Origin of the sequence: Paraniabella aurantiaca, from assembly GCF_050309965.1 — a bacterium.
GTDB lineage: Bacteria > Bacteroidota > Bacteroidia > Chitinophagales > Chitinophagaceae > Niabella.
Genome location: NZ_JBLOSY010000001.1, coordinates 1,733,466 through 1,753,181, shown reverse-complemented (window position 1 = coordinate 1,753,181; position 19,716 = coordinate 1,733,466). Strand labels below are relative to the sequence as shown.

Sequence of the window (19,716 nt, the reverse complement as noted above, 5' to 3'; positions counted from 1 at the left end):
TTGTGGTTCTTTAGGGTGATCGTGTTTTTTATTTTACTTCAGATGCTCCGGCATTTAATACCCAACTGGTTTTCGGCATAAATTATTTCTTTCTGTTTTAATGCTTCATTGGGTTTGCAGAAAAAAACCTCCAGGGTATCGGCATGTGCTTCGGTAAGGCCCTCTAACGAGGCAATCAAATTATTATTTACATATGCTTCTTTCAGACGGGTGAGTTTTTGAAGAGGTTTTAAAGAACTGATCTTATTGGATTGCACATATAGTTGCTCCAGATCAGCAAGCTCTTCAATTCCTTCGAGGCTTTCTATTTCATTATTAAAAAGAAAAAGCGATTTTAATTTTTGGAGCACCTGTAACGGTTTAATATTACTTACTTGGTGATGGGTTACCACCAGTATTTCAAGGTCTTGAAGATGCTCTATCCCCGAAAGATTGGTCAACTCAAAAGTCATATTTGGATAGGGTGCGCGCGGGCCTGCCATTCTTATAACTTTTGAAGAAAAAAGCCGCTCCATTTCCAATGCATCAGGTGTATTGGTATGACCTAATATCGTAGTGCCAAACGCATCCTTCCATTGTTGCTCTAACCCGTTCCACACCGTTGTATCTGACATATTGTAGCTTAATTTTTCTTTAGTTTGACGAAGGGAATATTCCAAATAATGAAATGCAAAAATTGAGAGTGAGGGTAGGCTGAACAATGGAAAAAGGTGCCGGGCTGCCACCTGAAATGCTCACTGTTGCCACATTCATCTGTACCGGCCCTGTTAACGCGGCCTTATATTCTTTATCCAATCCACCGGCATTTGCAAGATAAGCGCCTGCAGGCGCGCTGGTATCACCTTCATCTGACACGGCTATTATAGGGTGATTATGTACCGGCAATTGTTGCGTTAATAATGTAACGGTTTCTGTACCAGCCTTTTCTCCGATAACTCGGGGGGAAAGTCCTACACCGGTACCCAGATGCAAGGGCACTCTTCCGCGTAAATCAGGTACCGCAAACGTTGATTGCCCATCGCCGCCATAGGTAGTGCCTATTAATGTAAAAAGCGTTTCATACTCAGCAATTGAGAGCAACTGGCCATTACATAGCGCCCATCCAACGGGCACCCGGTTAAAAGCAAACATGGCAATCATTCCTATTAATGGGTTCATTGATTATCTTTTTAAATTTATGTAGTAGTGTGATTCAACCACCGTCCCCAAAAGTGCATCTTCACCTAACCAAATGAAGGGAAAATGCCCTCCATAGCAATACAATAATTCATCGCCATCGAGGGTTGCATGATTGAAAATGCCGTATTAGAACCGGTATTGCCCACCATCGACGCATTCATTTGCACAGTAGTGGGTGTCGCTATAGTGGTTTTATACTCTTTGTCAAAAACCCCGGTATTGGCCCTGTAAGCACCCGCCGGAGCCGCCGTATCACCTGCTGCAGATGATGCATTGATTAAATGATTATGCGCGGGGAGGTTTGACAATAACAAAGTGCTGTTCGACGTTCCCTCCAGCATACCAACTGCGCCAGACGCATTTTCCTGAGAAACCGGTGCTCGTCCTCTAAGGTCCGGAAGGGCAAATGTGGTTTGTCCGTTCCCTCCGTATTGCGTTCCTATAAGTGCAAACAGTATCGTATTTTGTTGCAAGCTTAAGATCTGCCCCTCGCAGGAAGCCCATCTGCGGGGAGGAAAATTAAAGCCAAATATGCAAATCATTCCTATAAAAGGTTCGGTCATAATATATTTATTTAAATTTTCTTTGGAATTTCTTTTTTAAGCGTTGGCATCTAGTTCCGTGAAGGGTATACGCCCTGCATTGCAATACAATAATTCACTACCAAGTAAGGCTGCATAACCGAAACTGGTGTACCGCTACCTGCATTAGCCATCATTGCGGCATTCATTGCTACCTGGGCTCCCGACGTTTTATACTCACCATCCTTAAGGCCCGTATTGGCAAAAAATGCACCTGCCGGACTGGCTGCATCACTTGCCTCCGAAGAAGCATTAATAAGATGCCGGTGTTGCGGCATGTTGGCTATGGTCAGATTTACAAATTCTTTCCCAACTATCTCTCCAAGACTATAGGAGGGAAGGCCCAAGCCCTGTCCAAAACCAATGGCGGTTTTGCCTCTAAGATCTGGAAGGGCAAAAGTAGTTGTCCCATTTCCTCCGTAAGTGGTTCCTAAAAGTGAGAACAATGCCTGATTTTGAGCAATAGCCACTAACTGCCCGTTGCATAGTGCCCAGCCTTTGGGAGCAAAGCCAAACGCAAACTGCATGATCGTAGCGAGGTAGGTTTCCATAAAAATATGCTTAAAGATTAATTATGCAAGTACACTTGCTGGTTTTAAAACTTTGAATTGAGTGGTAATATGATTGTTGACCCCGACATTAGTGTGCGCTGTAAATAGTTTGACTCCGTCATTATTTAGCTGTAAAAAAGCCATTAAGCAATTGGCCTCGTCTTTTGTTTCACACAGAGCCTTCATCTCAAATTGATTCAGCGTGCCAACTGCAACATCTTCTTTGTAAAAATTTATGATTACATCTGAAGGCTTGTTTTTGTTAGTAGCCCAGTATATCCATATCGGTTGTGCTACTATGTTATCTCCCGGAAAGTAAACCAATTGTCCTTCACGAGGCTCATGGCCCTGGCATGCCACAATTTCTCTTTTAGCTTTTAACACACCCGAGTAAGTTTTGGCAGACTGTTGCCGGCAGAAGTCCTCCCAATTCTTTTTTAAATCTGACACTAAGTTATTATGGGTAAATAGACCGGTGGCATTACTGCCAAGGGCTACCCCTGCGGTTAGAATAGCCAGGCTACCTAAAAAACCTCTTCGGCTTGCTTGCAGTGCGCTCACGTTATTTGGTTTAGTCGTTATAAAGTCATCAATGGAGGTAAGAGTAGTTTGGGCTTTTCCCTCCGAAGGTGCATTTTCAACATGAAGGTAGAACTATTTTAACTAAAAATTAAACCTTGTTTAAACTTTTTCGAGCGATGCTTGTTTTGCTTTTAACCATTTAGAATTATGAGCTCAGCATTAAAGGATCTTAAGATTTTCATGAAAATTGCTTTCCTTGAAGGCATCTCTTATTTATTATTGTTGTTGATAGCAATGCCTTTAAAATACCTGGCCGACATTCCTGAAGGTGTGAAATACATAGGCTGGGCGCATGGCGTATTATTTGTTCTTTTCTGCGCTTACCTGCTCAAAGTATGGATTGGCTTAAAATGGAGCTTTGGTAAAGCTTTTCTGGCATTTGTTGCTTCATTGCTTCCCTTTGGCACTTTTATTTTAGATGCCCGTTTAAAAAAGGAATACCCACAGGTAAACGCACAATAAGGCCGGTTTATACTTGATGAAGTAATAGGGTTGCCTCATTGAGCAGGCCTTGCCTGTCGGTATCGGTTCCTCCCCCACTGTACATATTCATGTCGATAGTTGCCAGTAGCTGCAACAACTCTGTTTGAAGGGCATTGGGAATATCTTTGTCGGCCATTGCCTGCTGTAAAGACGCATTGCTGTAGAAGTTTGCCGGCAAGTTCCACCGGGCCCGCAGGTATTGTATAATACCCTGTTTCAGCAACTCACTAAAGCCGCTCCCTGTTTCGTGCATTTTTTCAGTAGCAGGTTGCAGCGCTGCTGCTACAGAAATAGTATTGTTACGAACGGGCGTGTTTTTAACCGTTGCTGCCGGTTGATCCGGAACAGGCTGAACCACTTTTCTTTTGTTCTTTGAGCGATTCACCCATACAAGGATAATGGCAATTATTACCAGCAGCGCAATACCTCCCCCAATAAATATGGGCCGGTTCTCATCATCAGAAACCTGCGGAACATAGGTGGTATTGCCCCTCTCGTTTACTACACTTATTTCAACCGGAATATTGGTGATGGTTTTATAGCGGCTGCTTTGCGCATCAAAAAAAGAAAAGCGAATAGAAGGAATGATATATTTGCCTGGCGCATTAATCGTAAAAGGTATAACAAACGATTTATAACCGCTTCCATCTTCCTTTTGCGTTTTGTCCTCATCCACCCGTGCAGCTAATACATCTGCCGCTTCGGGCCAGTCTATTTCGGGTTGTTCTATTTTACTGAAATCTCCTCTGCCGGTAAGCATAATAGTTAATTGCGCCTGCTCTCCCGGTGCCAATAACTTTTTAGAAAGCTGTACATCCATTTTAAAATCGCCTACCAGGCCCTTAGATTGCGATGGTGTAGCGGATGGCGCGCTTCCGGGCAGGGCGGTTACCAAAACTGTGAGTGGCACTGATGATACAGGCAAAGTAAAATAGCCGTTATTCAGTGTATAGCCTTCTTCCACGCCATCGAGTATGGGATCTTCGTTGCCTCGGCTATCTACCAGCTTTACCCGGTTTCGTACGGTGAGGGCTCCGAGAGTTAATTTGCCGGCTCTTCTTGGGGTTAATTGAAGTTTCAATAAGGTGTGCACGTCAAAACGTACTCCATCGACAGTTTCCCGGGAGGCAATATTATCTGAGCCCCCCTTCAGGTCTTTCACATCAAAACCATCGAAGTAAGGATTCTTAATAATGCTCGATTCGGTAGCCAGTGCGCTATAGAGCTTATAGGTTACAATGATCGGCTCCCCCACGAAGCAATCCGTATTACTGGCCTCTACTTTAAGGAAGATATTGCTTTTTAAACGGTCCTGCAACGACACATAGTCTTCGTCCTGCGCATTGACAACAGCAAAAAATAAGACCCATACAAAGGAAATAAGATACTTCATCACCCAAACATTTTTAATATTGAATACGTTACAGGTCACCCAACTGGGGCCGCAGTATAATATCTTCCACACAGGCAGCAAACGAAAGTTTAGATGCTGCCCATATCATTTCAGCAACATCGGTTACTTCCATAATACGTTTGGCGCTATTGTCAAATCCCTCCCAGGAGTCAGTCAATACAGCGCCGGGAAAAACCGAAGTAACTTTAATACCCTGTGTTTTCAACTCCTCCCGCAAATTAGTACTGAAACCATGTAGGGCATATTTGCTAATGCTGTAAGCACCACCGTTGGGATAAGCCTTTAAAGATGCAATAGAACACATATTGAAGATATGACCGCTTTTTCCCTGCTTCATGGCCGGTAGTAATGCCCTGGTTACATGATAGGCACTATACAGGTTGGTAGCTATCTGGTTTTCTAAGGCACCGTCTGTCTCATCACCAATATTACCCGGTTCAAAACTGCCGGTATTATTCACCAGTATTTGCGGTGTAGCATATTGCAGGCACCAGGCACCAAAAGCAATAGCCTCCTCTTTAACGGATAAGTCAAATGCTTTCGCCCTGATCTCAATGGTATCGTATTTTGTTTGCAATGTTTCCATTGCCTTATATAAATTAATATCGCTGCGCGAAGTAAGCAGGAGGTTATAGCCGTTTTGTGCAAATATTTCGGCAATGGCAAAGCCGATACCCCTTGATGCGCCGGTAATTACTATAGTCTTCATAATATTATCTTTTCTTTATTTGCAATAAACATACCGCATAAAGTTCTGTATTTAAGTTTTAGTATTTTATTTTTACAGCTTATGGGGCCAAATACGACACACAAATGAAGTATAAGCATTTATTTTTTGATCTGGATCATACACTCTGGGATTTTGACGCTAATGCAAAACTTACTTTGCTGGATCTTTACGAAACCCTTGAGCTGAAAAGCAGAGGGGTGGATGATTTTGAATTGTTTTACCGCAATTACCTGGCACACAATTTAAAGCTTTGGGCCCGGTACAGGAGCGGGTTTATCAAACAGGCAGAACTGCGTGTAAAAAGAATGCGGTTAGCATTACTGGACTTCAAAATTGCTGATGAAGCATTGGCAGAAACAATGAGTGTACGCTTTCTTGAAATGCTGCCCACCCGCAATGTATTATTTCCTTATGCGGTGGAAGTACTGGAGTACCTGCATAATAAAAACTACAAGTTACACCTGATCACCAATGGTTTCGAAGAAGTACAGCATCATAAGATCAACAACTCAAAGATCAGTCATTATTTCGACCAGGTGATTACTTCGGAAGGCAGCAATAGCCTTAAGCCGAATAAGGCAATATTTGATTATGCATTGAACGTTTCTAAAGCCAGGCTCGAAGAGAGTATTATGCTGGGAGACGACCTGGAGGCTGATATTTTAGGTGCTCACAAGGCAGGCATGGACCAGGTATTTATCAATCATATCGATGCCGTGCACGAATTTAAGCCTACTTATATGGTACGCTCGTTAAAGGAGCTGGAAACGATATTTTAAAACAATTTACCCTGTCCTTTATCCTTGTCGTTATCCGGCATTTGAGGAATATGCAGGTCAAGATCCAGCACCTTGTTTAGCTTTTCAATAAAATAGGCCGACAGTAAAGGTGATGATAGCTCTACATTTTGATGCACAAAAAAGTATAGTTTCTTTAAGCCTTCTTCATGCCATTTTTTAATACGCTTGAGCCAGTCGTCCAGCCTTTTTTTATCAATGGCATCATCATTACAGCCCACAAAGCGAATAAAGGCCTCGGGGCTGGTTAGCCTCATGTGCACCATGTCTCTTCTTCCTGCCGTATCCACAATGATGTTGGCCATTTTCTTTTTTTGCAGCAGGTCGCAGAATGCAGACCAGTGTAGCGGGTCGGCAAACCAATTTTCATTTCTGACTTCCACAGCCAAAGGAATACCCTTCGGAAAGTGTTCGATAAAGTTGGTGAGCTTTTCAAACTCTTTAGGCGAAAATTTATCGTGTAATTGCAGGAAAGCCATTCCCAGCTTCTCTTCAAAATTGGCTATGGCATTACAAAATGTTTCTGCTACAGGCAGGCTATCCGGAGTTAATCTTTTAAAGTGGCTGATTGAATTGGTAAGTTTGGGAAAGAACTTAAATTCCCGGGGTGTTTTTTCTTTCCACTTAGCTACCTGCTCCGCCGTAGGCATGTTGTAAAAAGTGGCATTCAGCTCAATAGAATTGAATTGGCCTGAATAGTACTCCAGCTCATCCTTCACGCCTTTGGGATAAAAACCTTTCAAATCTGTCTTATTCCATTTGGCACATCCTACAGATACTTCAAAGCCCTTGCCTTTGGCTTTAGATAATAGTTCAGTAGTTGCTGCCGGATCTTTGGGCAACTTAAAATTAATACCGCCGGGATCGGCTACCTGTCCGAATTTCATACAATCGTTTTATTTAATGTTTTTCACTTTTTCCCAGATCTCGGGAATACGTTTGATCCAGGCGATCTCTTTCATTTTTTCCCGCGCCTCTGTAACCGGTGAACCGAAATAAGTTTTATCCCCGGCTAAAGAAGACGGCACTCCGCTTTGGGCATTAATTACAGCTCCACGACCAATAGTCAGTGTTTTGCTAATGCCTGCCTGCCCCCAGAGAATTACTTCATCTTCAATCACCGCAGCACCCGCAATACCCACCTGCGCGGCAAACAGGCAGTTCTTACCTATTGCGGTATCATGGCCAATATGCACCTGGTTATCCATCTTGGTACCTTCCCCAATAATAGTATCACCTGTTACACCCCGGTCAATCGTACACCCCGCACCTATTTCCACTCCGTCTTTAATAACTACACGTCCACAGCTGGTCATCTTTTTATAATGAACATCTCTATTGGTTTTCTTATTGTAGTAAAATGCATCACTACCAATAACAGTGCCGCTTTGTATCACTACGTTATCTCCGATAACACAATGATCTAAAATGGTTACGTTGGGAAAGATGATGCAGTTTTTACCCACTATAACATTATTACCCAAATATGAGTTAGGCATTACCACAGAGCCTTCACCTACGATGGCCGACGCTGCAACTGCTTCCATAGAAGGTTGAAAAGGCCGGTGATAGGCTACTATTTTAAGATATGCTTCAAAAGGTTCCTCTACTACCAGTAAGGCCTTGCCTTCGGGGAAACTGGTTTCCTTATTGATGATAATAAAGCTGGCTGCCGAGTTAATGCATTTGTCGTAATATTTGGGATGATCTACAAATGCCAGATCGCCTTTTTCTACTACATGAATTTCATTAATGCCGGTTGCACTGGCGCCTGTATTACCTAAAAGCTTTGCATCAATAAGCGTGGCTATTTCCGTAAGAGGAACAGGGTGATCAAACTTCATAAAAACATTTTATCAAACGTACATGAAATTATTCATCTATAAGCATGGCAGCTAATGATTGATCAACACATTAGAACGCTATATAACAGGTAACACGCATTCTTAACTGTATCGCTTATTAAAACCGAATAATTTTTTTGATGATAAAAATATGTCACAACAAGCCATATCATGTTATAACATGCTGCAATCACTACTGCAACAGATGCAAGTTTTGTTATAGAACGATTTGGCTGAAGCCCTTTATTCATCAGTGTTTGATCGAACAGCTTCTGATGCAATAAACTTAAGACAAGTGCATCATCATTTATAAAACGCTGATAAAAATTGTAGAAGCCGCCTGGATATCCACAAGCGAAATTATTATTTGTTAATAAAATTTTTTGTAAATAATTTTTGTATCGTTGAAATAATATTTAATATTGTGTCAGGAAATTTATTTCCTGTACTTACTAACCCATCTATATAAAATATCCCTTCTTCATTTGAAGGGATTTTTTGTTTTAATAACCTCTTCTTTTCATCTTTATATTTCTTATCTCATCAACAATAACACAGCCTTTTTAAGATGATACTTGTTTTACTTAACGGGAGTGTATGTTGATCTTAAAGACTGTTAGGTTATACCATTAACGACTTGTTCATCTTGTATTGTAGTACCCGTTGCAAAACGAAAAAATAAGCAAGTATAAAAATATACCTGACAGCGGTTTGCAAATATTATCTTTACACAAAACAGGTATATGCTCAAATCAATGACAGGCTTTGGCAGGGCGGAGAAAATCATCGGCCGTAAAACTTTTTTAATTGATATAAAATCATTGAACGGAAAGCAGTTCGACTTATCGTTGAGGCTGCCTGCTATCGTTAAGCCCTTTGAGTTTGATATACGTAAAGTATTGGCTGAAGGACTGAACAGGGGCAGCGTAGATTGTACCATCAGCCTGAAAGATACCGGGGATGCCAAGCCGGTTGTTATCAATACCGATCTGGCCAAAGCGTATTATCATTCTTTGGTGGATCTTTCTAATGAGTTGGGCATTGACACATCAAATATCCTGAATGCATTGATCAAGCTACCGGAAGTTATTACTCCCAGCAGCGAGTCTCTGTCTGATGAAGACTGGGCACAGTTGAAGCTACTGATTGGAGAGGCAGTAAACGACTTAAATAAGCATAGAGCCAACGAAGGCAATATATTAAGAGAAGAATTGGAGAAACGAATCGATAATATTGCCCGGCTGCAAACAGAAATCAACCCTCTTGATGCATTAAGGCAGGAGACCATGCGGGAAGGCCTGGTTAAACTGCTGGAGGAGAAAGTAGGAAAAGACAATTATGATGTAAACCGCCTGGAGCAGGAGTTGATCTATTATATAGAGAAAATAGATATTACCGAAGAAATGGTACGATTAGATAACCACTGCAACTATTTTAAAGAGATACTGGCCGAAGATGGAGACAGCAAAGGCAAAAAGCTTTCTTTTATTTTACAGGAAGTAGGTCGCGAAATAAATACCACGGGGTCCAAGGCCTATGACGCTGCTATACAAAAAATTGTGGTGATGATGAAGGATGAGCTGGAAAAAGCCAAGGAGCAGGTATTAAACGTATTGTAACTGGCTTCTTAACTTCACTTACTTTTGCAGCAAAGTTGTAAGTGTGCGTTACTTTTTAATTTTTACTTTAGTTATTTCTTTTGCATTTTCCTGCAAACACATCAATGTATATGAAAAGCAGGTAGACCTGCCCCGGCATGAATGGAAGAAAAACCAGAATGCCGTAATCAGGTTTGACATTGACGATAGTACCAGCCACCAGCTATACCTTGTAGTAAGACATACACAGCAATACCCTTTTAATAAGCTTTTAGTACGATTGCTCATACAGGACACGGCGAAAAGAACTATTGGCTCTATGCACATCAACGCACCCTTGACTAATAGCGACGGTACCTGGGCCGGTACTTCAATGGATGATATTTATTATAGCAGGATCAGGATCAATCCCCCGTTTTTTCTACGCCCCGGATCTTATCGCTTTGTTTTGCAGCATGCCATGAAGGAAGAAACCGTCCCTTATATATTAAATGTGGGTATAGCATTGAACCAATAGCGTCAAAGTATAATAGGCAGTTATGGAAGAAAGATTAAAAGCCCGTTTAAAAAGAACCACTGTAAAGTTCTGGATTTTGCTATTTTATATAGTTGCCGCTTTGGTTTGGTGGTTTATTTCTTTAGAAAGGCAAAGCAAAGAGATGTATATCTATCAGCTGAACCATTTAAATACTACTATTGATAAAGAAAAAGACCCGGTGCAATACCAGGCCGAATTAAAAAAGACAAAAGAAGATTACCACAGTAACACCATAAAATACGGGGGAGAAGGCATTGTATTTTTAGGACTGATCATTTTGGGAGCCACTTTTGTATACCGGTCTATGCGCCAGCAAAAGCAGATACAGGAACAACAGCAAAATTTTATGATGGCAGTTACACACGAGCTGAAAACGCCCATTGCCATTGCCAAACTTAACCTGGAAACACTGCTAAAGCACCAAAAGCTGGATGAGCAGAAGCAAAAAAAACTGATTCATGCTTCTTTGGAAGAAACCAAAAGACTTGATTTTTTAACCAATAACATATTAGTATCCTCCCAATTGGAAGGTAAGTGGTATAAGATGAATAAGGAGGAACTCGATTTCTCCAACCTGCTGCAAGACCGGGTATTCGAATTTGCACAGCGCTTTCCGGAAAGAAATATATCAAGTAACATTGAAGACGGAATAGATATAGAAGGAGATCCACTTTTACTGGAAATATTGGTCAATAACCTTTTGGAAAATGCCCTGAAATACTCAGAAAAAGATGAAGCAGTAAAAGTAACACTTAATAGAAACGAACAAGACATCACTATGCAGGTAATAGACGAAGGGCCCGGAGTTGCGGTGGAAGAGAGAAAAAAGATCTTCTCCAAGTTTTACCGCATAGGAAATGAAGCCACCCGTAAAAAGAAAGGCACAGGCCTGGGACTGTATCTTTGCCGCAAGATTGCAAAAGATCATAATGCAGACATTTTAATGACAAATAACAATTTAAAGGGAAGTATTTTTGCCGTTAGATTTTTTCTTTGATACGTTATAATTTGATGAACCTGTATTTAGAATGGAAGAAAGAGCCGTAAACATATTATTGGTTGAAGATGAAGAGAACCTTCATGAAGCATTAAAGTTAAATCTTGAATTAGAAGACTACCAGGTCACTTCCGCCTACGATGGCAATGAAGCCATTAAAGCCGTTAAAAACGAATATTTCGATCTGATCATACTGGATGTAATGTTACCCGAGGTAGATGGCATTGCCGTAGCCGAAACCATTCGCATCAGCAATAACGAAGTACCCATTTTGATGCTAAGCGCTAAAAACACAAGCGCCGACAAAGTACTGGGATTAAAAAAAGGCGCTGATGACTATCTTACCAAACCGTTTAACCTCGAAGAACTTTTAATAAGGGTTCATAAGCTGATTGAAAAAAACTTAAAGCTGCAGGACAAAAGCACCCTGGGTAATTCGTACACATTTGGAGGCAATGTGATCGATTTTAAGGCCCAGGAAGCCAGTACTAAGTATGCAGGTAAAGTGCAGCTAAGCAAAAAGGAAGCGATGCTTTTAAAGCTCCTGATTGAAAATAAAAACGAAGTGGTTACCCGCGAGAAGATACTCCAGTATGTATGGGGATATAACGTATACCCCACCACCAGAACAATTGATAACTTCATCCTCAATTTCAGAAAATACTTTGAGAAAGACAGCCGCAATCCCAAGTTCTTTCACTCGGTTAGAGGTGTAGGGTATAAATATTCTGAATAACAACCAGTTTAATGACGCACTATTGTGCGAGGCCGGAAGAACTAATTATATCTTTTGGGAGAATTCCGAAAAATGCCTCCTGCTCCGCGGTTGTACTTCGCTTTGTTTATTTTTTTCGTCCAATGTTTCCGGATCGCCCAGGTAACCCCATGCAATCATGCAAACCGGTTTCTCATCATCCGGTAACGACAATGCCTCCCGCACTTTATCGGGAAAAAATCCACCCATCGGATGTGGATATATATCCATAGATACCGCCTGCAAAAACATAGTAGCATTGCTCATGCCCAAATCGTGCTCTGCATGAACATTGTCCCGGCCATTTCTTATAAACTTCTTACGGGCAATGGCTACCATTAATACCGCAGCCTGTTGAGTCCATCCCTGGTTGCCTTCCATGAGGCAATTCCATAATACTTCAAATCCCGGCGTTCCTTTCATCGCGTATACATATTTCCAGGGCTGTTCGTTGCTGGAGCTGGCAGCCCAGGAGCCCGCTTCCAATATTGTATGCATGTCCGTTTCACTTACAGGCTTATTGGCAAAAGCCCGGGGACTCCAGCGCTTCTGTATAAGATTCAGCACAGAAAACTCTGTTTCAGCGGTTTTTATATGCTTATTCATCTTGTTAATTTGAATTTATAATAATAGCAAAAATTTCACCGTAATCAATTTTTTTGCCATTAAAATATCATATGATCTTTTTATTATAATTATTGATTAAATTGTTTACAGTTTGCTTTGCTATCCGATTCCCTGGCAGAAGCCTCTGATCGGATTTTTCTTATTTAAACCAATTTATAACAACTCAAGTATCAGTTATGAAAAAACTTAACCTTGCTGTATTAACAGCGTTCGCCATGTTATGCCTAAGCGCCTGTCAAAAAAGCGATGGAGTAGATTCAACGCCTTTTGAAGAACCAGAATCGGAAGCTATGGCAATTTCACCCAGGTTTGCCAACCTGCATGTTTGCACAGAACTATATCCAGAAGGCACTGTTCCAAGAGGTGCCACCATAAAAACCAAACAATGGTCCAACGGTACTACACTAACCGTTAGTCTTAACGGAGGTACAGCCTTTGTTCGTAATAAAGTAATCGCATTTGCCAAACAATGGGAATCTTACGCGAACATTAAATTCAACTTTGTTACCAACGACCGGAAAGCAACCATCAGGGTTAGCTTCTCACCCGGTGGATCCTGGTCGTATATTGGTAACGACGCCAACTCCATTAAAGGCGGCAAAGCTACCATGAACTTTGGCTGGTTCGATAACACTACTCCTGATGAGGAGTTTAGCCGTACTACCATTCATGAATTTGGGCATGCATTGGGGATGATTCATGAACACCAACATCCGTTGGCAGATATTCCATGGGATAAACCTGCCGTATATGATTATTACAAGCAAACGCAAGGCTGGACTACCCAACAAGTGGATGTTAATTTGTTCCAAAAGTATTCCACATCTCAAACCAACTTTAGTGCTTACGACCAGGCTTCTATCATGCATTACCCGGTAGAAGAGGAATTAACTATTGGTGATTTTTCAGTGGGATGGAATACCGTTTTATCTCCGACTGATAAATCCTTTATTGCCAGTGTTTATCCAAAATAAGAAATCAGATTAAATAGCGCCCGGTCAATTTTACATGGGTGCTATTTACTATCCTGTATTTTTTTGATCCGGCTTTCAATATGATCCTTCTCTCCGACAGTTGCTATCTCGAGTGTTAGCGCTTTTTGATAATAAGGCAAGGCTTTTGTATACTCCTTCTTTTTGAAGTAATAATCCCCGGCGGCTACATAACTATTATAGTAATTGGGATTTTCAGCAACGAGGCTATCCGGTATGATCGTAGCGCCATCCATTGCTAATTGTTTGTTCATCCTGAATTGTTCAAACCGTTTAAAAGTGGGCGTATAAATAAAGCTATCTGCTTTAATATTGAGATCCGCTTCATATATTTCACGGTTATTCTTCATACCCTTAAGAGCAAATACTTTATTCAGGTCGTAACATACAAATTGCCCCATTTGCCAGGGAGAGGTAGAAACCCATACCTTTAATTGCTGCGGCTCAAATACAATAGCATGATGAGCAATAAACTGGTTCACTGCTTTTTCATTACCCAATCCAATATCAGCATTGTTAACGCCCTTGTAATCGCGTAAAATGTTGATGGTTTTTTGAACCGTGTTAGGACCGTTTTGCTGAAGCAGCTGTGTAAGCCGCTGGTAACGATATACCGATGCGCTGTTTTGCCTTTGCTCCACATTAGGTTCGCTGTTCCAGAAATCGCTGCTCTGGAAATGGTTGGTGCATAAGATTTCATTCTTATTAGGATCGTAAATAGAAAAAGAGTCGGGCGTTTTTTCAATAACCACGGCTTTATTATCCATTGCAGAGCCTACCAAAAAAGACTCACTTACAAACATCTTTCGTTTCTGCGCAATAGCAATTGCTTCTTTTATATTCTTTGCATACTGAACAATTTCCCGGACCACCAGGCTTACCGGGGTTGCTGATCCACTGGGAATACTACTCTTAGCTGCATTAATGGTAACGGTCAATCCTTTTTCATTCATGCCCGATACCACACCCACAAAGCCGCCCCAGGTAACACTCATAAATTTATACCCCGACGAAGGGTTTACAAATTCCACTATTTTATTCTTAGCAAAATTATCGCCCACCCAAAAATCAAAATTGCGGCCAATGATCATGGTGCTGTCCTGCGAAGCATTACCCCATGTACCAAAGGAAGTACAACCCACCAACATCATGTTTTGTAAGGCATGGCCAATATCGTGCGCCGAGTGATAATTTAAAATACGGGAGTACTTAGTACCAATATAAGTATAACCATCTGATGCCGATTGGGATACACCATAGATCTCCTGCTTATACTCATCCGTTACATTCTCAGGCAGATTGCGGTTGAACCAACCGATAAAGTATTTTAAAAAATGCAGGTACGATTTTGAAGGGATCATTTTATTGATCTGCTCACTGAAATAGTCCTCCTGCTTCTTAACCAATTCTTCGCTTAGTTTACCATTGACAGTACCCAGCTCATACGGACTTCCTTCTACATACATTTCATACAAACCGGAATTGCTTTTCCGGAACCAACTGTTTTTGATAGTATATAAACCCGTATCCGGCTCTTCCCGTTGCAATTGCAAAGCAGATAAATCGCTGACCTTTGGCGGGTTGATCTTTGAAACCCAGGCCAGGTAGGCAAACAATAATCCAAAGAGCAATACCATCACTCCTATCACCCGTAAAAACCTTCTCCAGAATCTTTTGCTCATTTGCTTTTAATAACTCTTTAATACTATTGCACTCCGTACATCGTACATCGTACATTTTACATCGTACATGGTACATCACACATCCTACATTCCATCATGCTTCCCTTATCCTGTCCACCAGTCCCTCATCTCCTGTTAACATAACACAGGTTAACACTGCACTAAGCGAAGTGCCTAAAATGCCATGCAAATTTAAATTTTGCCCTGTTAAAAACAGGTTAGGAATTTTTGTTCTCGGGCTGATCATCGTTTGTAATGGATCATGATAGTCTTTTTGAATACCATACATGCTGCCTTCTGCATCGCCGATATAATCCCTGTTCGTAAGCGGTGTAGATGTATAATAACTTTTAATATGTGCTATTATCAAAGGAAAACGCTCTGCTATCAAACCCAATAACACCTGTGCCCTGTCTTCTTTAAATTGTTCATAAGCAATACCCCTGCTACTTTCCTTACCCACCCTGTTATAGGTATCTGCCCACTTACTTACGTCCTCATATCGCATCGGCGTAAGTACTGAAATGGTAGCTGAAAAACCCGGATGCAGTTTATCCTCTGTAAAATACAGGCCATAACCCAGCGGCCAGTTGTCTTTTTTGTAATGATTCAGTTGCCACACCTGCCCCTCTTTGTGAAAATAGTAATTACACTTCTCATAGGGAACGGTCTTTTTTTTAAGCACAATATGAAGAGAGAAAGAAGAAACACTTTGCCTGAGTCCCGTAATTCTTTTTTTGTACAGACCTTTTAGTAAGACCGATTGCGTGATCGCCAACGTAGCTGCCGGATGCATATTCGAAATAAAATACTCGCCCTCAACCTTTTGACCGTCTTCAGTAAGCACATGAGTTACTTTACCTTCTTCCTCCATAATTGATGTTACCGCCATGTTCCTAAGGATCTCCCCACCATTTTTCCGGATAGAAGCCACCAGTATTTTCGCTATTTGCGATCCGCCTCCAATACATTTCCAACTGCTTTCGATATAGCTATTAACAATTAACGCATGAACATGAAAAGGTGTTGTATTGATATCTCCGGCATATAAAAGATTATTACCCGCCAATACTGCCTGCAACTTTTCATTTTGTGTAAAGGATGCAATTACCGACGCAGCACTTTCATTATTGCCTCTATATAACTCAGCGGTTTGAGGTTTTAATGTAAGATTATATAAAGGAAAGGAATTACACACTTCTTTAATCTTCTGGCAGTAGGCGATAATGCCCTCCCTTTCTTCGGGAAAAGCCTTAACGAGGTTATTTTGGAAAGCTTCATATCCCTGCGCCTGAGCATACACCTGCCGATCTCCTTCGATTAGTATCCGGTCGAAGCATTCCTCCATTTTTTCCAGCTTCAAATGTGCCATTAACCCCACATACTTAAATACCTGGTGAAGCGTCTGACCTTTATCAAGCCCTCCGATATAATGCACGCCCGTATCAAAAACCTGCTTATCGCGGGAAAAAGTTTGCAGGTTACCACCAAATTGCTTGTTCTTCTCCAGCAAACAGACCTTTAGTCCACGCATAGCCAATAGGTTAGCACAGAGTAAACCACCCAGGCCACTTCCAATTATAACTACATCATATTGTTTACCGCTTGCCATCGAACATGCAAAATTCGTAGAAAACAAATTGTTTTTTAACAAAAACGGAAAAGGAATGTTAGTACCTTTGCGTTGCAGATGAAAAAAGTTACACTGTTCATATTACTTTCATGCTATATGCTGATGACCACGGGAGTGGTTGCAGTATCGCATTACTGTATGGACCGTTTGGCATCAGTTAGTCTTTTCGCTGCTGAAGAAAAAAAATGCGGTAAGTGTGGAATGGAAAAAGAGCAGCATAGCTGCTGCAATGACCAGGAAACACTGGTGAAAGGAGATACTGATCATAATAAAGCTCCTTTATACGTCTATAATCTTCCGGCCCTGAATGAGATGCCGGTAATAATAACCGACTTTTTGCTGACCACCCTTTTAAATGGTAACAACCATTTAGATAATCAAAGTCATTCACCGCCTTTGCCGGATAACGATCTTTATCTGGCCAATAATGTTTTCAGAATATAGGATAATTATTCCCATACACCCTAAAGTGTAACCGGGATCGCTGTGTTTAGTCAATACCTCGCAGGTAGCGATGATCCTTATTATTCTATTTTAAAATCAAAATTTTATACAATGAAAACATTACAAATATTTCTATTAGCATGTCTTTTTACCATAGTTTCAAATAATGATGCCGTAGCTCAATCTAAAAAAACCGAGACTTTTGATGTTTCGGGTAATTGTGGTATGTGCAAATCGAACATTGAGAAAGCCGCAAAATCAGCAGGTGCATCTTATGCCGCATGGAATGCAGACTCTAAAAAGCTGACCGTTAAATTCGCTAACAATACAAGTACTTCAAAAATTCAGCAGAAGATAGCTGAAGCCGGTTATGATAACGCAGGAGCCAAGGCTTCTGATGAGGCGTATAATAAACTGCACGGATGTTGCCAGTATGAAAGAAAGGCACTAAGCGCCAAAGAAAAAACGGACTGTTGCAGCAACCCGGCAGAACAGGCTTGTTGCAAAGAATCTCCGGCTAAAGACTGCTGCAAAAAATCATAAGCAGAGCATAATGTCATTAGTTTAAGATTGTATCCTTCGTATCTCAGGATTTGCCAATGGGAAACGCAACAGGGCTTCTTAATTAATGACATTAACACTATTCTATTCACTATCATTATTGGGTATACACAGGCGGGTATTTCCCGGGTTGAACCACTGTTCTACCGGGAAGTATTGCAGCCTTATACCAATCCATGTATATTAAAATATTTGAACAATGAAAAAAATGATTTTTTTCCTGATCATCGCCGTAGGCGCTATGCAGGCTAATGCACAATTCTCAAAAGCAACCTTACAGGCCAATGGGCTTACCTGCGCCTTATGTAGCAACGCCATTAATAAATCACTTCAAAAAGTAGGTTTTGTTGAATCGGTAAAGTCGGACATAAAGAATACAGCTTTTAATATCCAATTCAAGCAAGGCAGTGAGGTAAACGTAGACCAGATTCGTAAAGCAGTTGAAGAAGCCGGGTTTTCGGTAGGCAGCTTAAAACTGACCGGCGATTTTAATAACCTGAAGGTGGAAAACGACAAGCACCACAAAATAGGCAACGCCAATTTTCACTTTGTGAATGTTAAAGACCAGGTGTTGAATGGCGAGCAAACCATCACCATTGTTGATAAAAATTTCGTGAGCGATAAGACCTTTAAAGCAATAAAGGCTGCTACCAAAAAAGATTGCATCAACACAGGAAAAGCGTCTCATTGCTGCAGCGATGTAGCACAGGGAGAGCGGATCTATCATACTACGATTTAACGGGCCTGTCTCCGTTACATACCGGTTTCATTACGACCCGGATAGTAGTCTTATTATAACAAACAAAGCACTTCAATATAATGCCGGTGGTAGTGTCTTCACTACCACGGGTTAGCGTTGTGGCCTTTATATGGGCAATAGTCATCCATGATTTTGAACCTTAAAATTAAACAAGTGAGATATATTATTTTGTGCATGTTTTTACTACATGCAACGTGGGCAACAGCGCAGGAGTTATACATTTATACCGAACCCGCTTCCAATATCCCTGCTAAATCAATCAGCGCAAAGCTGAGCGCGAATTATGCTGAAGGTATGCGCCGGGGTAGTGAGGGAGTGGTGCAACGTTACAGACCCGAAGTGTATATGGGACTCTCAAAAAATTTTATGCTAAGAGCGTCGGGAACATTTGCCAGTATGCATACCGATGCCTTTAAATTTGAGTCGGCATCTTTATACGGTAAATACAGGTTCTTATCGAAAGATGAAGCACATCGTCATTTCCGAATGGCGGCATTTGCAGATGCTTCCGTCAGCAAAGCCCCCTTCAGGTATGATGAAATTGCTTTAACGGGCGATAAAACAGGTGCAGAAGCAGGAGTAATAGCTACACAGCTGATCAATAAATTAGCCATAAGTGGCACCGTGAGCCATGTGCAGGTTTTAGACAAATCAAGATTTGATGAAGCTCCCTTGAACCTGCCTTACCAGGCGATGAACTATTCTTTATCCGCCGGCTATTTGTTATTCCCGCGGAAATATGAAGATTACCAGCAGACTAATTTTAATATCTATACCGAAATACTGGTGCAGCAAACATTGGATACGAAAAGGTATTATATCGATATGGCCCCTGGAGTGCAGTTTATTTTCAACAGTAACTCCAAACTTAACCTGGGTTACCGTTTTCAATTAGGCAGCGATATGAACCGGATGGCGCGTAGCAGCATACAATTGAGCTTTGAGCGGACATTCTTTGGAGTGCTTTAA

The 19,716-nt window shown here is 41.2% G+C and carries 23 protein-coding genes; 11 read left to right on the top strand and 12 right to left on the bottom strand.

Annotated features, from left to right (window positions below):
* Nucleotides 1–38: 38 nt before the first annotated feature.
* From ACLOAU_RS07555 to ACLOAU_RS07535, 5 genes are all read right to left on the bottom strand, one after another.
* Nucleotides 39–614 carry a leucine-rich repeat domain-containing protein gene (locus tag ACLOAU_RS07555; RefSeq protein ID WP_427861251.1) on the bottom strand — a complete coding sequence of 192 codons (576 nt, stop codon included), beginning with the start codon at nt 612–614 and terminating at the stop codon, nt 39–41.
* A gap of 19 nt (nt 615–633) precedes the next feature.
* Nucleotides 634–1,158: a phage tail protein gene (locus ACLOAU_RS07550; RefSeq protein WP_427861250.1), complete on the bottom strand. Its 525-nt coding sequence runs from the start codon at nt 1,156–1,158 to the stop codon at nt 634–636.
* 65 nt (nt 1,159–1,223) lie between these two features.
* Entirely contained in the window at nt 1,224–1,742 is a 519-nt protein-coding gene (locus ACLOAU_RS07545) for a phage tail protein (RefSeq protein WP_427861249.1), read from the bottom strand.
* A 50-nt stretch (nt 1,743–1,792) separates the two neighbouring features.
* Entirely contained in the window at nt 1,793–2,311 is a 519-nt protein-coding gene (locus tag ACLOAU_RS07540) for a phage tail protein (protein WP_427861248.1), read from the bottom strand.
* Between the two features lie 21 nt (nt 2,312–2,332).
* Nucleotides 2,333–2,872 (bottom strand): hypothetical protein, encoded by a 540-nt coding sequence (locus ACLOAU_RS07535; RefSeq protein WP_427861247.1) that lies wholly within the window; start codon nt 2,870–2,872, stop codon nt 2,333–2,335.
* A gap of 168 nt (nt 2,873–3,040) precedes the next feature.
* Here ACLOAU_RS07535 and ACLOAU_RS07530 point away from each other — a divergent pair, with 168 nt between their 5' ends.
* Nucleotides 3,041–3,355, top strand: a complete 315-nt coding sequence (locus tag ACLOAU_RS07530) for a DUF3817 domain-containing protein (protein ID WP_427861246.1) — start codon at nt 3,041–3,043, stop codon at nt 3,353–3,355.
* Between the two features lie 7 nt (nt 3,356–3,362).
* Here the strand turns inward: ACLOAU_RS07530 and ACLOAU_RS07525 are convergent, their stop codons facing one another.
* Entirely contained in the window at nt 3,363–4,769 is a 1,407-nt protein-coding gene (locus tag ACLOAU_RS07525; protein WP_427861245.1) for a BatD family protein, read from the bottom strand.
* A gap of 28 nt (nt 4,770–4,797) precedes the next feature.
* A complete protein-coding gene (locus tag ACLOAU_RS07520; protein WP_427861244.1) occupies nt 4,798–5,499 on the bottom strand; it encodes an SDR family oxidoreductase in 702 nt (233 codons plus the stop codon).
* 104 nt (nt 5,500–5,603) lie between these two features.
* On the opposite strand from ACLOAU_RS07520, the gene ACLOAU_RS07515 reads away from it, so the two are divergent.
* Entirely contained in the window at nt 5,604–6,299 is a 696-nt protein-coding gene (locus ACLOAU_RS07515) for a YjjG family noncanonical pyrimidine nucleotidase (protein WP_427861243.1), read from the top strand.
* Here the strand turns inward: ACLOAU_RS07515 and ACLOAU_RS07510 are convergent.
* On the bottom strand, nt 6,296–7,204 hold the full coding sequence (locus ACLOAU_RS07510; RefSeq protein ID WP_427861242.1) for a DUF72 domain-containing protein: 909 nt from the start codon (nt 7,202–7,204) through the stop codon (nt 6,296–6,298). The two genes, ACLOAU_RS07515 and ACLOAU_RS07510, sit on opposite strands and share 4 nt — an antisense overlap.
* Before the next feature lie 9 nt (nt 7,205–7,213).
* A complete protein-coding gene (locus ACLOAU_RS07505) occupies nt 7,214–8,161 on the bottom strand; it encodes a UDP-3-O-(3-hydroxymyristoyl)glucosamine N-acyltransferase (RefSeq protein ID WP_427861241.1) in 948 nt (315 codons plus the stop codon).
* Between the two features lie 743 nt (nt 8,162–8,904).
* On the opposite strand from ACLOAU_RS07505, the gene ACLOAU_RS07500 reads away from it, so the two are divergent.
* From ACLOAU_RS07500 to ACLOAU_RS07485, 4 genes are read left to right on the top strand one after another with little or no spacing between them, the layout of a single operon-like run.
* Nucleotides 8,905–9,780, top strand: coding sequence for a YicC/YloC family endoribonuclease (locus ACLOAU_RS07500; protein ID WP_427861240.1), 876 nt, complete (start codon nt 8,905–8,907; stop codon nt 9,778–9,780).
* Between the two features lie 43 nt (nt 9,781–9,823).
* A complete protein-coding gene (locus ACLOAU_RS07495) occupies nt 9,824–10,276 on the top strand; it encodes a gliding motility lipoprotein GldH (protein WP_427861239.1) in 453 nt (150 codons plus the stop codon).
* Nucleotides 10,277–10,298: 22 nt separating this feature from the next.
* Nucleotides 10,299–11,294: a sensor histidine kinase gene (locus ACLOAU_RS07490; RefSeq protein WP_427861238.1), complete on the top strand. Its 996-nt coding sequence runs from the start codon at nt 10,299–10,301 to the stop codon at nt 11,292–11,294.
* Between the two features lie 31 nt (nt 11,295–11,325).
* Nucleotides 11,326–12,030 (top strand): response regulator transcription factor, encoded by a 705-nt coding sequence (locus ACLOAU_RS07485; protein ID WP_427861237.1) that lies wholly within the window; start codon nt 11,326–11,328, stop codon nt 12,028–12,030.
* Nucleotides 12,031–12,075: 45 nt separating this feature from the next.
* Here the strand turns inward: ACLOAU_RS07485 and ACLOAU_RS07480 are convergent, their stop codons facing one another.
* A complete protein-coding gene (locus tag ACLOAU_RS07480; RefSeq protein WP_427861236.1) occupies nt 12,076–12,654 on the bottom strand; it encodes a nitroreductase family protein in 579 nt (192 codons plus the stop codon).
* Nucleotides 12,655–12,851: 197 nt separating this feature from the next.
* Here ACLOAU_RS07480 and ACLOAU_RS07475 point away from each other — a divergent pair, with 197 nt between their 5' ends.
* On the top strand, nt 12,852–13,649 hold the full coding sequence (locus ACLOAU_RS07475) for a M12 family metallopeptidase (protein ID WP_427861235.1): 798 nt from the start codon (nt 12,852–12,854) through the stop codon (nt 13,647–13,649).
* Between the two features lie 41 nt (nt 13,650–13,690).
* On the opposite strand, the gene ACLOAU_RS07470 is transcribed toward ACLOAU_RS07475, so the two are convergent.
* Together ACLOAU_RS07470 and ACLOAU_RS07465 are read right to left on the bottom strand one after the other, a co-directional pair.
* Nucleotides 13,691–15,349, bottom strand: a complete 1,659-nt coding sequence (locus ACLOAU_RS07470) for a C45 family autoproteolytic acyltransferase/hydrolase (RefSeq protein WP_427861234.1) — start codon at nt 15,347–15,349, stop codon at nt 13,691–13,693.
* A 94-nt stretch (nt 15,350–15,443) separates the two neighbouring features.
* The gene (locus tag ACLOAU_RS07465; protein WP_427861233.1) at nt 15,444–16,961 is read right to left on the bottom strand and encodes a phytoene desaturase family protein; all 1,518 of its coding nucleotides are present in this window, start codon (nt 16,959–16,961) and stop codon (nt 15,444–15,446) included.
* Between the two features lie 78 nt (nt 16,962–17,039).
* Here ACLOAU_RS07465 and ACLOAU_RS07460 point away from each other — a divergent pair, with 78 nt between their 5' ends.
* The 4 genes from ACLOAU_RS07460 to ACLOAU_RS07445 all read left to right on the top strand — a co-directional run bounded on the left by ACLOAU_RS07460 (nt 17,040) and on the right by ACLOAU_RS07445 (nt 19,716).
* On the top strand, nt 17,040–17,426 hold the full coding sequence (locus ACLOAU_RS07460; protein ID WP_427861232.1) for an HYC_CC_PP family protein: 387 nt from the start codon (nt 17,040–17,042) through the stop codon (nt 17,424–17,426).
* Nucleotides 17,427–17,537: 111 nt separating this feature from the next.
* The gene (locus ACLOAU_RS07455) at nt 17,538–17,969 is read left to right on the top strand and encodes a heavy-metal-associated domain-containing protein (protein WP_427861231.1); all 432 of its coding nucleotides are present in this window, start codon (nt 17,538–17,540) and stop codon (nt 17,967–17,969) included.
* 217 nt (nt 17,970–18,186) lie between these two features.
* Entirely contained in the window at nt 18,187–18,726 is a 540-nt protein-coding gene (locus ACLOAU_RS07450; RefSeq protein WP_427861230.1) for a heavy-metal-associated domain-containing protein, read from the top strand.
* 174 nt (nt 18,727–18,900) lie between these two features.
* Nucleotides 18,901–19,716, top strand: a complete 816-nt coding sequence (locus tag ACLOAU_RS07445) for a hypothetical protein (protein ID WP_427861229.1) — start codon at nt 18,901–18,903, stop codon at nt 19,714–19,716.

What these genes read in the sequence shown, in the direction of transcription:
- ACLOAU_RS07555 (WP_427861251.1), bottom strand. Translation starts at nt 614, where the DNA reads ATGTCAGATACAACGGTGTGGAACGGGTTAGAGCAACAATGGAAGGAT.
- ACLOAU_RS07550 (WP_427861250.1), bottom strand. Translation starts at nt 1,158, where the DNA reads ATGAACCCATTAATAGGAATGATTGCCATGTTTGCTTTTAACCGGGTG.
- ACLOAU_RS07545 (WP_427861249.1), bottom strand. Translation starts at nt 1,742, where the DNA reads ATGACCGAACCTTTTATAGGAATGATTTGCATATTTGGCTTTAATTTT.
- ACLOAU_RS07540 (WP_427861248.1), bottom strand. Translation starts at nt 2,311, where the DNA reads ATGGAAACCTACCTCGCTACGATCATGCAGTTTGCGTTTGGCTTTGCT.
- ACLOAU_RS07530 (WP_427861246.1), top strand. Translation starts at nt 3,041, where the DNA reads ATGAGCTCAGCATTAAAGGATCTTAAGATTTTCATGAAAATTGCTTTC.
- ACLOAU_RS07525 (WP_427861245.1), bottom strand. Translation starts at nt 4,769, where the DNA reads ATGAAGTATCTTATTTCCTTTGTATGGGTCTTATTTTTTGCTGTTGTC.
- ACLOAU_RS07520 (WP_427861244.1), bottom strand. Translation starts at nt 5,499, where the DNA reads ATGAAGACTATAGTAATTACCGGCGCATCAAGGGGTATCGGCTTTGCC.
- ACLOAU_RS07515 (WP_427861243.1), top strand. Translation starts at nt 5,604, where the DNA reads ATGAAGTATAAGCATTTATTTTTTGATCTGGATCATACACTCTGGGAT.
- ACLOAU_RS07510 (WP_427861242.1), bottom strand. Translation starts at nt 7,204, where the DNA reads ATGAAATTCGGACAGGTAGCCGATCCCGGCGGTATTAATTTTAAGTTG.
- ACLOAU_RS07505 (WP_427861241.1), bottom strand. Translation starts at nt 8,161, where the DNA reads ATGAAGTTTGATCACCCTGTTCCTCTTACGGAAATAGCCACGCTTATT.
- ACLOAU_RS07500 (WP_427861240.1), top strand. Translation starts at nt 8,905, where the DNA reads ATGCTCAAATCAATGACAGGCTTTGGCAGGGCGGAGAAAATCATCGGC.
- ACLOAU_RS07490 (WP_427861238.1), top strand. Translation starts at nt 10,299, where the DNA reads ATGGAAGAAAGATTAAAAGCCCGTTTAAAAAGAACCACTGTAAAGTTC.
- ACLOAU_RS07485 (WP_427861237.1), top strand. Translation starts at nt 11,326, where the DNA reads ATGGAAGAAAGAGCCGTAAACATATTATTGGTTGAAGATGAAGAGAAC.
- ACLOAU_RS07480 (WP_427861236.1), bottom strand. Translation starts at nt 12,654, where the DNA reads ATGAATAAGCATATAAAAACCGCTGAAACAGAGTTTTCTGTGCTGAAT.
- ACLOAU_RS07475 (WP_427861235.1), top strand. Translation starts at nt 12,852, where the DNA reads ATGAAAAAACTTAACCTTGCTGTATTAACAGCGTTCGCCATGTTATGC.
- ACLOAU_RS07470 (WP_427861234.1), bottom strand. Translation starts at nt 15,349, where the DNA reads ATGAGCAAAAGATTCTGGAGAAGGTTTTTACGGGTGATAGGAGTGATG.
- ACLOAU_RS07465 (WP_427861233.1), bottom strand. Translation starts at nt 16,961, where the DNA reads ATGGCAAGCGGTAAACAATATGATGTAGTTATAATTGGAAGTGGCCTG.
- ACLOAU_RS07460 (WP_427861232.1), top strand. Translation starts at nt 17,040, where the DNA reads ATGAAAAAAGTTACACTGTTCATATTACTTTCATGCTATATGCTGATG.
- ACLOAU_RS07455 (WP_427861231.1), top strand. Translation starts at nt 17,538, where the DNA reads ATGAAAACATTACAAATATTTCTATTAGCATGTCTTTTTACCATAGTT.
- ACLOAU_RS07450 (WP_427861230.1), top strand. Translation starts at nt 18,187, where the DNA reads ATGAAAAAAATGATTTTTTTCCTGATCATCGCCGTAGGCGCTATGCAG.